Here is a 14070-nt window from a genome sequence, read left to right as displayed (position 1 = left end):
TATAAAAAGGCCCAAATTTATTTTGGGCTTTTGTTTAACCAAGTTTACTAAAATGAAAAAACTAATTTTAAGTGCAACGATGTTAGTATCTGTTGCTTCTTTTGCTCAAAAAGATGAGTTAAAGACATTAAAGAAAATTTATGCAAAAGAAACTATTTCTGAAAAAGATTTAGAAACGTATAAAACGGCAAGTGATGCATTGCAAAATTTAGCAACTGAAGAATCAGATAAGGTATATGCTAAATTTTATAAAGTAATGTATCCAACAGTTGTTTTGGCATCAAAAGGAAGCAAAGCAACAGTTCAAGATCAAATGAATTTATATAGCCCAGATTTTATTAAACAATATGGTGCTGTAATTGATGAAACTTTAGAATTTGAAAAAAAATCAGGTAAAAAGATTTATACTGATGAGTTAATTCAAGAAAAAGCTGAATTCAAAAAGACTTTATCTGCACTTGCAATGAGTATGAATAATACTAAAAAATACAAGGAAGCTTCAGCAATTTTTTATTCATTGTACACTTTTGACCCAAAAGAAGAGGGTAAGTCGCTTAAAAACGCATGTATTCTAATAATACAAGCTGAAGATTATAAGTTAGCAGAGAAATTATATGAAGAGTATGCTAAAAGTGATTATTTGAATAATGGTGTTACTTTTTATGCAGTTAATAAAGCAAGTGGTTCCGAAGAGGAATTCAATTCTAAAGCTGATAGAACACAAATGATTGGCTTAGGTTCTCATGAAAAACCGAAGGATGTAAAAAATATAACAAAAAAAGCTGATGTTTTAAAAATTTTAGCACTTGTTTATTCTCAAAATGGAGAACTAGAAAAAGCTAAATCAACTTACTCTGAAGCTAGAAAATTAGCTCCTAATGACCAAGAATTAAAACAAGGTGAATTTCAAATTTATTTTAATTCAGGTTATTCATTTTTAAAGGAAGATGATAAATTGGTCAATGAAATAAATAATTCTAGATCTGATAAAAAGAAATATGATGAATTAACATTAAAAAGGAAAGAAATATTTTTAAAAGCTTTACCTGATTTGGAAAAGGCTTATTCAATAAACCCATCTGATGCCAATATTAAAAGTATTTTAAAATTAACATACGAAATTGTTGGTCAACCAGAAAAAGCAAAAACAATAAATTAATAAATAAAAAAATCCCGATTAAAAATCGGGATTTTTTTATATGATTTTTTTAATTACTCTCAGTTTGTGTGTATGACGATTGGTTTCAGCATTATAAATTCCAAGATGGTCTAATCTGTCAATTCTAACTTTGCCTGAAGCATGAATAATGTAGTTGTTTTCCATCATAATGCCTACGTGGATGATATTGCCTTCTTCGTTATCAAAAAAAGCTAAATCACCAGGCTCACTTTCTTCAATAAAACTTAAAGCTTCACCTTGAGTCGCTTGTTGCGATGCATCTCGTAAAAGTTTGTAACCATTTAATTTATAAACCATTTGGGTAAAACCCGAACAATCTATTCCAAAAGGAGTTTTTCCGCCCCATAAATAAGGTGCATTTAAATACATAAATGCTGTTTTAACTAATTCAGATTTATTCTTTTTACCGCAAACTTTAACACCTTCAAAATGGTATTTTTGGTTGTTTATTTCTTCATTGTCTAAAAATGATAATGATGCGCCTAAGGTAATTGAAGTAAGTTGATTGTTAGGAGTAGTGATATATTCCACTAAATCAGCATTTAGAACTATAGGAATATCGTTTAAGATATTATAATGTTCTTCGCTAATTACTTGAAATTGTTTGCTGTCAATCCAACCTACATAACTATCGTATGCAATTTCTACCTGAGCCCATTTTGAGGTCATTTCGATAATTTTAAAGTGTTCACCAAAAAGCAATTGCGAAACTTGTTCACTTTTGTCGCTGGCTTCGGCTCTTACAGGTACTATGGCTAAATTACAAATTCCAAACATGCAGGTCTGTGAATAAAAATATGATGAATTAAGAATTTAATTACAAATGTAGTTAAAATTCAAAATTCATCATTAGTAAAAATTATAAATTATGCTCTTTCAATTACAATTGCAGAAGCACCACCACCACCATTACAAATTGCAGCAGCACCTAATTTTGCATTGTTTTGATTTAAAACACTAATTAATGTAACAATAATTCTAGCTCCAGAACATCCTAGAGGATGACCTAAAGATACAGCACCGCCATTTACATTTACTTTATCGTTATCTAATCCTAAGATTTTAGCATTAGCTAATCCAACAACAGAAAATGCTTCGTTAAATTCGAAATATTCAATATCAGAAATTGATAAACCAGCTTTGTCTAAAGCTTTTGGTAATGCTTTTGCAGGAGCTGTTGTAAACCATTTTGGTTCTTGAGCAGCATCTGCATAAGATTTAATATAGGCTAATGGTGTTAATCCTAAAGATTGAGCTTTCTCTTCGCTCATTAAGACTAAAGCAGCAGCACCATCATTAATTGTAGAAGCATTAGCTGCCGTAACTGTTCCTTCTTTTGTAAATACAGGAGCTAAAGATGGAATTTTAACTAATTTAACGTTAGTATATTCTTCGTCTTTAGAAACAATAATAGCATCACCTCTTCTTTGAGGAACTTCTACAGGAACAATTTCTGCGTCAAACTTACCAGCATTCCATGCAGCTGCTGAACGCTCATATGATTGAATTGCGAAATTATCTTGATCTTCTCTTGTAATATTATATTCTGTGGCACATAAGTCGGCACAAACACCCATAGCATTGTTATCGTATGCGTCAGTTAAACCGTCTTTTTGCATACCATCAACCATTGAAGTAGGTCCAAATTTCACACCATTTCTTAAGTGTACATAATGAGGAATTAAACTCATGTTTTCCATACCACCTGCAACAACAATTTCTGCATCGCCAGCCATGATAGCTTGAGCACCTTGCATAACGGCTTTCATACCACTAGCACAAACTTTATTTACAGTAGTACAAGCTACACTTTCTGATAAACCAGCATACAATGCTGCTTGTCTTGCAGGAGCTTGGCCATTTCCAGCCTGAACTACATTACCCATTAAAACTTCGTCAACTAATTTAGGATCTAAATTTATTTTATTTAAAGCGCCTTTTATGGCAGCAGCACCTAACTTAGTAGCAGGTACACTAGATAAAGCTCCCATGAAACTTCCAATTGGAGTTCTTACGGCAGAAACAATAACTACTTTTTTGTTCATGATAGATAGGTTTTTTATTTGAATTGCGAAATTACTATTTTTATTCGAATTAAGATAACGTTCTCGTTGATATTGTAATTGAAATTTACTTTTAAATTTGATTTTAATAATTTGGAATCATTTTTATTGAAAAGCTATAGTATTGACACTAAGTGTTTTTTGGAATTAATTAAAAAAATATTGAAAAAAACTCAAGAAAATGTTGTGTAATTAAGAATGAAAATATACATTTGCAACCGCAAAAAAGATAAGTTCTTATCAACAATAATAGGAGAGGTGCCGGAGTGGTAACGGAGCAGATTGCTAATCTGTCGACGGGTAACCGTCGCCAGGGTTCGAGTCCCTGTCTCTCCGCTTTTTTGTTTTTTTCGGGGTGTAGCGTAGCCCGGTTATCGCGCCTGCTTTGGGAGCAGGAGGCCGCAGGTTCGAATCCTGCCACCCCGACGAAAAAAAATAATAGGTTGCGTAGCTCAGCTGGATAGAGCAACTCACTTCTAATGAGTAGGTCCCAGGTTCGAATCCTGGCGCGATCACAAAAAGCCTTGCAAACGCAAGGCTTTTTTGTTTTTACTACTTTCCTAAGTTTTTTTGGTATTAATAAAATAGATATATTTGAGGATATAAAGAAGTTTAAAGTAATAAAATTCAAAAACTATATGAAAAATTCAAACATTTTGAAAGTAATTATTTTGATAATAATATTTTCATATAACTATTTATCAGCACAACAAAAAAACAACTTCAATCATTTAATTTTAACGAGAGCAGGTCATTTAAATAAAGATAAAGTACTCTACTCAATTGTAGTCAAACAAGACACTTTGAATATCTATAAGCCTTATAGGCTTGAAATTTACCTTAGTAATTCAAATGCAGGCATGTTTTTAACAATTTCAACTGATAAAGCAATAACTCCAGATTGTTATCAAGGAATTAATGGACTGCAGAATGAGAAAATTTTTTCTGATATAAAAATTATTGACAATGTATTTATAATTAAGCATAATAATCTAAATGAACAAAAGGAACATTCATTTCAACTTAGAGGAAAAAAATTCAAGCTGATCAAATACAAATCGATTAAAAAGGATAATTTGGGAAAGATTTATTATGAGACAATAGATTTTAATAATAATTTGAGAAAAATGAAAGCCATAAATAGTTTAGACAATACAATACTTTATGATAATGAATATAAATTAATGATGAATCCAAGTTATTTAAAAGAATTTAATATGGATCCAAAACATTAATATGTTATCTCACCAAAGTAAAATGCCCTTTAGAAATGGTTTTTTTATCTGCTACACGAATTAATTTAAACCAATAGTCGGTTGCAGGTAAAGCTTTTCCGTTTAGTGTTCCATCCCAACCTGAACTATCTTTTTCAAAAAAAGTAATCAGTTGTCCATATCGGTCATAAATTTCAACATTTAATAATTCTTGATAGTTTGAAAATTTAATTTTCCATTTATCATTATATCCGTCGCCATTTGGACTAAAGAATTTTGGATAAGCCAATAAAAAAGTAGTTTCAGTAACTGGTTGGCAAGTATCGTTTTTATCTTTTACATAAACAAAATATTCCCCTTCTGATAAATTATCAAAATAATTGCTTGCTTGATAGGTAATACCATTTAAAGAATAAACATAGTCTTCATTATAAGGAATAACTGTGATAGAGTTATTAGCTACTAAATCATTAATTTGAATTTCTAATATTTCAGGAGGAAATACAAGATTTATTGTAAGTTCTACCACTTCAAAACAAGCCAAATTGTTAGAATAAAAACGCACATAAACTGTTTGTCCGTTTCCAGCACTAAAGTTGGTGTAATTTAAAATAGGATTTACGTTGTTAAAAGCATCATTATATGAATTGTAGTACGAAATTGAATAAAGGCTAGGAGTAGCTGTAAACTGCTGAATATAATTAGAAAGATTTACAACTTCCACATTATCTATTTCATTATCACAAACGTAAACTACTTGACTATGAGTAATAAGATTAAGGTTGCCTAAATTAATACGAATACTTGCGCTTTCACAATTGTTTACATTTTGCGTAACATAATATTCTGTATTTAAATCAATTATTGAATTACTATTTAAAATAGTTCCAAAACCATCATAGAATGTTAAATTATCGCCTTGAATATCTAAATCAGACAACTTCATTCCTTGAAAATAGCAAGGTTGAACCGAAGCAATTAAAGGAGGGCTAGGAGGAGGTAAAATATTCATTAAAACAGGCTGTCTTAAAAGAACAGGAGAATTTTCAGACATTTTTTCCATGTAGTAGGTTGCTCCATCTATGATAGAAAAATCATTATCTAGAGGAGTTGTTGCATTAGCAGAACTATACCAGTTAACATTAAAATCATTAGGTTCAATGTCTCCAATAGTTGGATTAACATTGTTAACGGAACAAAAGTTATAGGTGTTTAAAAATAAAGGTTCATTATCGCAATTAGAAAGCTTTACAGCATAACCTACACTTTCATTTGTTAAATTATCAAGCGCATTTAAATACGTAGCAGGATAATGCATATATTCGTTAAAAGGATGTGGGTCAAAATCGGTTATTTTTTGTGTTAATCCTCCAAAAAGAATATTATTGTTTGTATCTGTTTCAATACAAATTATATAGCTTGGATTTAATCTTTTAAAATCAATTAGATTACCTTGTTCATTTGTTTTAAGTAAAAAATATTTTTCACCGTTAGCTTCTAAAATGGAATCATCTGAATAATGTAGATTCTGTAAATTAGAATTAATTATTGTTATTAATTCACCATCATTATTAATTTTAAAATCAATAATACTTTGATCTTCATCACCATATAAAGGAGTATTCCAAATGTGATTTCCATTTGAATCCATTTTAAAAATAACAGATTCAATTGTGTAAGGTGAAAGAGGTAGATTTCCTATAGCAGTATTAGTAAAATTATAAGTATACGTTTGATCGTAATTTGTAAAAAAATAGATATTGTCACTAGTATCTATTTGGATTTCTCTATTAACATAAGCTGTAGAATTACCATAGTATTGTGGATTACCATGCAGTTCAATTATCCAATCTTCATTGCCATTTGGAAGCATTTTACATATAAACTCAGAACTTTCATTAGTAAGGGTAGTACCACCATAAGAAAAAGTATTTCGATATGTTCCAGAACAATACAAATTATTTTGACTGTCAATTCCTACAGCATAAAAAGCATTATGATTATCATTTGGATTGCTATATGTTTTATCCCAAATAGTATTTAAATTAGGATCTAATTTCGTTATAAAAGCACGTAGATATTCATAGCTTGGACCTAAAACTTCATATTTGTCAACAACACTTCCAACTGCAATCATGTTATCATTGTTATCTATAGTCATATCATTTATTACAATATCTTCATAAATCTTACTATTTAGATAATTTCCTTGTTCATCTAGTTTTACTACAAAACCATAGTAAGTAAAAATTTCTAAATTTTCGTAAATATTAATAGGGTTATGAATAGGATGATAATCAGGGTCTAAACTTATATTTCTAAGCGGGTCTATATTTGTTGAAAAAAAATCACCTCCAATCACTACATTTTCGTTACTATCTAATAATAAAAATGGATGATGTAAAACTACTTTAAAAAATTTAACCCAAATTAAATTTTTATTTTCATCTAATTTAACTATAAAAGTATTTGACGTAAATAAACTTGGAGGTTGTGTTTGGTTTCCGTAATCATGAGGGCCATCCTGAACTCCAATAATGTAAATTTCATTATTACTATTAGTGATAATGTCTTCTATTCTGGAATAATTAGATTCATTATTTTGTACTGTTAGCCCAGGAATTGTATATGCCCATTCAAATTCTTGTGCAATACTTTTTTGAGAGAAACAAAAAAATGCCACCAAAAACAAAATTGTTTTCATTTTTTGATAGTTTGTATTTTTTTGTTTAAAAGTCATAATGTTTGATTTTTATGTAGATTTCTTATTCATTAAAAAAAAATATAGAGAAAACATATAAATTCAAAGGGGAAATTATGTCAACAAATGACATCCAGTAACTTTGAATAATAAACTATTATTCAAGAATATATAAATAACGTGAAACTATTAAATAAAAGTAAGGTTTTTTTTATATAAGTGTGTAGTTTTTTAACAAATATTTAAAAGAATTCTTGGGTCATTATAATTAAAAAAACAATAAAAAAAATAATTATTACTCAACGCACTTCAAAAACTGCATAAAATAGCTATCAGGATTAGATTTTACTTTTAAAGTTTCCGAAATTAATTCACTTTTTAAAACATAGTCTTTTGTTTCACCAGCAAATTGAATTCGCATTAAACTCACAGCGCTCTTTTTTAGTTCTTCATAATTGGTTTTTGTGAAGTAAAAATAACCAGTTAAAATTCGAATGTTGTTTTGTTCTGCAGAATCGTACATTAATTCGCTACAAGTTTCATCATTAGCACTAATAAGAGATAAAATTTTACCATTCGCCAATTGTAAAACAATCTTAGAGTTTTTTGCAATACAATTGGTTTTAATAAAATCTTTACTTTTTTGCAATTGTTGTATGCTCAACATTGGTACACCATTATTGTTTACTAATCCAAAGAATAAAAATTCATTTGTGTTTCCAAAAATCTTTTCGTGCATTAATACATTTGGTAGCACTTTTAAAGAAGTTGAATCGGTTTTTTCTTCAATATCGTAAATACAATCTTTTTTTTGTGCGTTAACCGTTAATGTAAGTAGTAATAAAAGCGATAAAAGATTTTTCATTTGGGTTATAATTTGGTGCAAAGTAAAACTATTTTTTCATTATTTAAATTCGTGGTGAAAAAAGCAAAAACTGTTCCACCATCTTGAATTTTATATTTCTTTTTGATTTCTTCTGGTTTTATGGGAAAATTACGAGTAGAAACATTCATTTTTTTTCCTTGAAGATTTTGTGCTATTTCTTTCTTTTGAAATGGAACTACACTATCAATTTGAAATTTTCTCCCTGGAAAATCAATTAATTCTTCAGAAGTGAATAAATGTGAATGTTGATGTAATTTTTCGATAGAAAACAATTCGGAAACTGCCTCAAAACCGCCTGATTTCATTATAGAAGCATTCGGTTCGTAAAGATATTTTTTTGGCAAACTATAAAGAGCTGAATAGCTTTTTGAACTTTCAATTTTGGTAATGGTTTGTTTCTCTTTTTCTAAGTTAACTGCTATTATAGTTGGAGCTTCAGAATGATTTTTGACAATTTTCCAAAGCAATTCTTTAACTTCATTATTTACCGCAACAATATGAATTTCAGCAACATTATTTAGTTCTAATAAACCTGCATGAAGATCTAAAATAGGAGCCGTTTTAATTAGAATCATATCAGTAAATTGAAAGTAAAAATCTTGTAAATCCACCACATTTGGTAAACAATCGGCTAACATGAATACTTTGCCTTTTGCATCGTTTCTTCGGGAAGGATCAATATAAATACAATCGAATTTCTGATTTAATTGTTCTATTATTTGTGAGCTATTACCTGAAAAGCATTCAATATTTGAAGCTTCTAGAACTTCAAAATTATGTTTTACAATTGTAGATAAATCTGAATTTAATTCGCAATGAATTACTTTTTTGAATTGTTTTGAAAAATAGTAATCGTCTATTCCAAATCCGCCAGTACAATCAATTAATTTATCTCCAGAAACTAATGAAGCTTTATATTTTGCGGTTATTTCAGAAGATGTTTGCTCGATTGATATTTTCTCAGGATAAATAATATTTTCAGTAGAAAACCAAGTTGGTAATTTATCTTTTGCTTTCTTTTTAGCACTGATTTGATTAATTATCTCGGCATAATTAACTTCTGGAAATGGATTTTTCTTTAAAGCTAATGTTGAACTATCAGAATTAAGATTTTTATTTATAAAATCTTGAATATCAGTTTTTAAAATTTGATTTATATCCAAAACTATAAATTTTTCGTCAATGCTTTTATGATTCTATTATCTGGTAGGAATTCTTTTCCAATTACTTTCAATGAAGTGTAAAAAGGAACCGCAATAATCATTCCTGTAATACCAAATAAAATTCCTGCAATTAGGATAACTAAGAATATTTCTAAAGGATGTGAATTGGTACTTTTTGAAAAAATCATTGGCGAACTCACATTGTTATCAATCAGTTGAACAATAAACATTCCTATTAAAACATAAATAGTTGTTGGTAATGTTTCTGTGCTAAAATCGGCTCCAGTGCCAATGCTGCTTGTCATGATTAAAATTCCAGCTACAAAAGTTGCTATTATAGGTCCTACGTAAGGAACAATGTTAAATATAGCACATAAAAGCGCTATTATTAAAGCATTTTCAACTCCAAATATGAGGAAAACAATAAAATACAATATTAAGATTATAAAGAGTTGTAATAATAAACCAAGAAAATATTTTGATAACATTTCATTGATTTTTTCAACTGAATTTAAAACTTTTTCTTTCTGATTTTCAGGTAATAACTTTTTAAAAGCCAATGAAAAAGAAGTTCTTTCTTTAAGAATGAAAAACGATATAAAAAGTACTGAAGCTAATCCCATTCCGATATTGCCAATTGTACTTACTAAGTTGTTTAAGAAGTTTGGAATGAATTCGAAATTTGAAAATGAAGTTAAATTGGAATTTGCTGTAAATTGTTGTAGATCGATGTTATGAGAATTCAAATATTCTGTTGCATTAGTCAGCAAATTATTATAATTGTTTTCTAAGGAATTAATATCTAAAAGCGATAAGTTTTCACCTTGTGAAACAATTAAAGGAACAAATAGTAAAACAATACCGCTAATTAGTAACACAAATAACAATAAAGCAGTAACTACAGCAAGTGTGTTACCAAATTTTAGTTTTCTTCTTAAAAATAAAACCAAAGGGTAGAGTAGTAATGAAAATACAATTGCCACGATGCAATAAACTATTACTGTAGCTATTTTATATAGAAAGAATAAAGAGAGTAATATTGCTGCAAGTGTTAAAACTGCTCTAACAATACCAAAAGATAATTCTTTAGATGTCATTTTTTGTTTTTTGCTAAAATAAAAAAAACTCACCAATTAATGATGAGTTTTTAAGCTTAACTTGCAATATGCATTCGATTATGGCTGAGCGAATGAATTTCGTGATCCTCCTGACGCAAAAATGGCAAGCATTCTGCTTTTTTGTCCGTTTGAGAACATGTACATTCCTGCATCATCAGTATAATCCATGTAATTCATAGTCATTTCGATTGGTGTGCCTGAACAAGTAGAGTAGTGAGGGAAAACAGGCATCCCGTAGTTAGCTGTATTGTGAGTAGGTGTGTCGCTTACTAAATCGCTTCCGCAAGTAGCATCGCCCCAAATGTGTCTTAAATTCATCCAGTGACCAACTTCGTGAGTTGCAGTTCTACCTTTGTTAAATGGAGCTGTAGCAGTTCCGGTAGTTCCTAAATATCTTGAATCAATTACAACACCATCTGTAGCAGATGAACCACCTGGGAATTGTGCATAACCTAAAATTCCACCACCAATAGTACAAACCCATAAGTTTAATTTAGTCGTTGGAGAAGTTGGGTTAATTCCACCTTGTTTTGATTTTTTCATTGCATCTCGAGTTCCCCAAGATGATTTAGTTGTTGATTTTCTGTAAACTGCGTCTAAAACAAAAGTAATACCAACATTGGCTTTAACACCTGAGAAAACAGATGGGACTTGATTAAAATCACTGTTTTGAGCATTAAAATCTTTGTTTAGAACATCAATTTGCGATTGTATTTGTGTTAATGAAATGTTTTCAGCAGCAGTTCTGTATAAAACGTTTACTACAACAGGAATTTCAATTCTTCCATTTACTAGTCTACCGTTTGTAATTGCGTTTTCAGTAAATCTTTCAATTTCTTGCATTTTTGCAGCTAATTCAGGATTTTCTCTTAGCTGTTGTTCATGAACTTCATGTGAAGCACATCCTCTGTGAGAATGAGTAGTTGTTGCTAATTCTGAAGAATTGCTAGAATCTTCACTACTACAAGAAACCAATAACAGTAATGAAACTGCTGATAAAAGGATTTTTTTCATAAATAATACATTTTAGTTAGTTAAATAGTTTGGTTAATTTTTAAAAACGATTTGGGAACTAGTTTTAGTATAATGATTTTATTTTCTTACAGTAAATCAAAGTTTCTGTAAAAATTATATCACAATATTATCGTTTTAAAAATGATATTAGACCAAAATTAAAAGGTATTAAAATATAAATTGCTGTAGTTTTTCTGCAGTTTATGTTAAAATTTTAAAAAAATGCAATAAAAATGTTTAATTTTTAAAAGCATAGTTTAAAATATTAGCACCCATTTTTAGTGCTTTTTCTCTTACACTTTGTGGGTCATTGTGAACTTCGGCATCTTCCCAACCGTCTCCTAAGTCAGTTTCTACGGTGTAAAGCAGTACAATTCTTCCTTCAATAAAAATTCCAAAGGCTTGTGGTTTTTTATTGTCGTGTTCGTGAATTTTTGGTAATCCACCAGCAAAAGCATAAGGTTCTTGAAAAATTATATGATTTGAAGGAATTTCAGTTAGCGGATTATCTGGAAAAATCTTTTTGATTTCTTTTCTTATAAATTCGTCCATACCGTAATTGTCATCTATGTGTAAAAATCCTCCAGATGTTAGATAATTTCTTAAATTGATGATGTCGTTAGCACTAAAAACTACATTTCCATGCCCTGTCATGTGAACAAATGGATAAGTAAATATTTCAGCACTTCCTACTTCAACAGTAGCAATTTTAGTGTTGATTTTAGTATTGATGTTTTGATTACAAAACCTAGCTAAATTGGGTAAAGAAGTAGGATTTGCATACCAATCACCACCTCCAGAATACTTGGCAACAGCAATTTCTTGGGTAAAACCCAAATTCCATAATAATAAAATTACTGATGCTAAGAATTTATTCATTTAATAATGCAATTGTATGACAAGAAACTAATGCTGCGGTTTCTGTTCGTAATCTGGTATTTCCCAAAGTTACAGGAATAAAATTATTTTCAATAGCCAAATTGATTTCTTTTGTAGAAAAATCGCCTTCTGGGCCAATTAAAATAGTAACTTTTTCATTTTTAGTAATTTCTTTCTGAAACGATTTTTTATCAGTTTCTTCACAATGTGCAATGAATTTTTGCCCTTCGACATTTGATTTTACAAACTGTAAAAACGAAATAGGTTCGTTAATTTTTGGAATATAATAATGAAGTGATTGTTTCATTGCAGCCTGAATAATCTTTTCTGCTCTATCAATTTTATACACTTTTCTTTCTGAATGATCGCAAATTATTGGTGTAATTTCATGAATACCAATCTCAGTAGCTTTTTCTAAAAACCATTCTAAACGATCATTCATTTTGGTAGGAGCAACTGCAATATGTGTGTAAAACGAATTAGGTTCTTGAAATGTTTCTAACGTTATTTGTACTTCACATTTTTTTTCTGATGCTAATATGATTTCAGATTCAAATAAAAATCCTAAACCATTTGTAATAAATACTTTATCACCTTCTTTTTTACGCAAAACTTTAACAATATGTTTGCTCTCTTCTTTATCGAAAAAGAATGTTTTGTTGCCTTGTTTTATGTCGGGATTATAGAATAATTGCATAAGATTTAAAATTCAATTCTTGCTTTAGAAGTTACTTCAGCATTGCTAAAATTTTGTTCTAGAAAATTATAATAACCAACAATTCCAATCATAGCAGCATTATCAGTTGTGTATTCAAATTTTGGAATATAAGTTTTCCAACCATACTTTTTTTCAGCTTCTTTCAATGTCGAACGAATTCCAGAATTTGCAGAAACACCTCCACCAATTGCAATTTGATTGATTCCAATTTCAGCAACAGCTAACTTTAACTTGTCCATTAAAATATTGATAATGGTGTATTGAATTGATGCACAGATATCGGCTTTATTTTCTTCAACAAAATTTGGATTTAAAGCTACATTTTTCTGTATAAAGTAAAGTATTTGCGTTTTTAAACCACTGAAACTAAAGTTTAATCCATCTACTTTAGGTTTTGTAAAAAGAAACGCTTTTGGATTTCCTTCTTGAGCAAATTTATCAATTAATGGTCCGCCAGGATAAGGTAGTCCAAGAATTTTAGCTGATTTATCAAAAGCTTCACCAACGGCATCATCTGTTGTTTCTCCAATGATTTCCATATCAAAAAAGCTATTTACTTTAACAATTTGTGTGTGTCCACCAGAAATTGTCAACGCTAAAAAAGGAAATGTGGGTTTGTCATAACCTTCTTCGTCAATAAAATGAGCTAAAATATGCGCTTTCATGTGATTGATAGCAATTAGCGGGATATCTAAAGCCATACTCATAGATTTTGCAAATGAGCCACCAACTAATAACGAACCCATTAATCCCGGACCTTGTGTAAAGGCAATACAATTCAAGTCATTTTTAGTAATTCCTGCTTTTTTTATAGCCACATCTACAACAGGAACAATATTCTGCTGATGCGCTCTTGAAGCAAGCTCTGGAACAACGCCACCATATTCTTCATGTATCGCTTGACGAGCCACAATATTTGATAAAACAACATCGTTACAAAGTACGGCTGCGGAAGTATCATCACAAGAACTTTCGATTGCTAAAGTATATATTTTTTTTTCTGTCATTTTAGGCACGAAATTTGAATTAAAGATATTGTAATTATCTTACAAAATTCCTTATTTTTGTTTGGTTACACTAATTATAGTATATTTTGTAGCAAATTTAAAACAAAAGAACGTATCAAAAAATTTA

12 protein-coding genes and 3 tRNA genes are annotated in these 14070 nt (G+C 29.7%); 5 read left to right on the top strand and 10 right to left on the bottom strand.

The features are described 5' to 3' along the window. The first annotated feature begins 52 nt into the window (after nt 1-52). Nucleotides 53-1159, top strand: coding sequence for a tetratricopeptide repeat protein (locus LOS89_RS06915; protein ID WP_231834559.1), 1107 nt, complete (start codon nt 53-55; stop codon nt 1157-1159). 36 nt (nt 1160-1195) lie between these two features. Here the strand turns inward: LOS89_RS06915 and LOS89_RS06910 are convergent, their stop codons facing one another. After that, nucleotides 1196-1957 (bottom strand): C40 family peptidase, encoded by a 762-nt coding sequence (locus LOS89_RS06910; RefSeq protein ID WP_231834558.1) that lies wholly within the window; start codon nt 1955-1957, stop codon nt 1196-1198. A gap of 89 nt (nt 1958-2046) precedes the next feature. Beyond that, entirely contained in the window at nt 2047-3225 is a 1179-nt protein-coding gene (locus LOS89_RS06905) for an acetyl-CoA C-acyltransferase (RefSeq protein WP_231834557.1), read from the bottom strand. Between the two features lie 270 nt (nt 3226-3495). Between LOS89_RS06905 and LOS89_RS06900 the strand changes: the two genes are divergently transcribed. The 4 genes from LOS89_RS06900 (at nt 3496) to LOS89_RS06885 (ending at nt 4478) form a co-directional block, all read left to right on the top strand. Then, nucleotides 3496-3579 (top strand) — tRNA-Ser (locus tag LOS89_RS06900). A 15-nt stretch (nt 3580-3594) separates the two neighbouring features. Next, nucleotides 3595-3669 (top strand) — tRNA-Pro (locus LOS89_RS06895). A 15-nt stretch (nt 3670-3684) separates the two neighbouring features. Further along, nucleotides 3685-3758: transfer RNA gene (locus LOS89_RS06890), tRNA-Arg, on the top strand. Further along, nucleotides 3723-4478 (top strand): hypothetical protein, encoded by a 756-nt coding sequence (locus tag LOS89_RS06885; protein ID WP_231834556.1) that lies wholly within the window; start codon nt 3723-3725, stop codon nt 4476-4478. Before LOS89_RS06890 ends, LOS89_RS06885 begins: the two co-directional genes overlap by 36 nt. A 4-nt stretch (nt 4479-4482) precedes the next feature. Here LOS89_RS06885 and LOS89_RS06880 read toward each other — a convergent pair whose 3' ends face one another. The 8 genes from LOS89_RS06880 to tsaD all read right to left on the bottom strand — a co-directional run bounded on the left by LOS89_RS06880 (nt 4483) and on the right by tsaD (nt 13943). Then, the gene (locus tag LOS89_RS06880; RefSeq protein WP_231834555.1) at nt 4483-7161 is read right to left on the bottom strand and encodes a T9SS type B sorting domain-containing protein; all 2679 of its coding nucleotides are present in this window, start codon (nt 7159-7161) and stop codon (nt 4483-4485) included. Nucleotides 7162-7453: 292 nt separating this feature from the next. Continuing rightward, nucleotides 7454-8023, bottom strand: coding sequence for a hypothetical protein (locus LOS89_RS06875; RefSeq protein ID WP_231834554.1), 570 nt, complete (start codon nt 8021-8023; stop codon nt 7454-7456). Between the two features lie 5 nt (nt 8024-8028). Beyond that, nucleotides 8029-9207, bottom strand: coding sequence for a THUMP-like domain-containing protein (locus LOS89_RS06870; RefSeq protein ID WP_231834553.1), 1179 nt, complete (start codon nt 9205-9207; stop codon nt 8029-8031). 2 nt (nt 9208-9209) lie between these two features. Beyond that, entirely contained in the window at nt 9210-10304 is a 1095-nt protein-coding gene (locus tag LOS89_RS06865; protein WP_231834552.1) for an AI-2E family transporter, read from the bottom strand. A gap of 78 nt (nt 10305-10382) precedes the next feature. Continuing rightward, a complete protein-coding gene (locus LOS89_RS06860) occupies nt 10383-11339 on the bottom strand; it encodes a zinc metalloprotease (RefSeq protein WP_231834551.1) in 957 nt (318 codons plus the stop codon). A 237-nt stretch (nt 11340-11576) separates the two neighbouring features. Beyond that, entirely contained in the window at nt 11577-12218 is a 642-nt protein-coding gene (locus LOS89_RS06855) for a DUF4159 domain-containing protein (protein ID WP_231834550.1), read from the bottom strand. Then, nucleotides 12211-12915: a 16S rRNA (uracil(1498)-N(3))-methyltransferase gene (locus LOS89_RS06850; protein WP_231834549.1), complete on the bottom strand. Its 705-nt coding sequence runs from the start codon at nt 12913-12915 to the stop codon at nt 12211-12213. The genes LOS89_RS06855 and LOS89_RS06850 overlap by 8 nt, the downstream gene beginning before the upstream one ends. Nucleotides 12916-12920: 5 nt before the next feature. Beyond that, the gene (gene tsaD / locus LOS89_RS06845; RefSeq protein WP_231834548.1) at nt 12921-13943 is read right to left on the bottom strand and encodes a tRNA (adenosine(37)-N6)-threonylcarbamoyltransferase complex transferase subunit TsaD; all 1023 of its coding nucleotides are present in this window, start codon (nt 13941-13943) and stop codon (nt 12921-12923) included. Nucleotides 13944-14070 lie beyond the last annotated feature (127 nt).

Source organism: Flavobacterium channae (assembly GCF_021172165.1).
Lineage (GTDB): Bacteria > Bacteroidota > Bacteroidia > Flavobacteriales > Flavobacteriaceae > Flavobacterium > Flavobacterium channae.
Note: the sequence above shows the minus strand (reverse complement) of the source record. Positions and strands in the feature narration are given on the sequence as shown.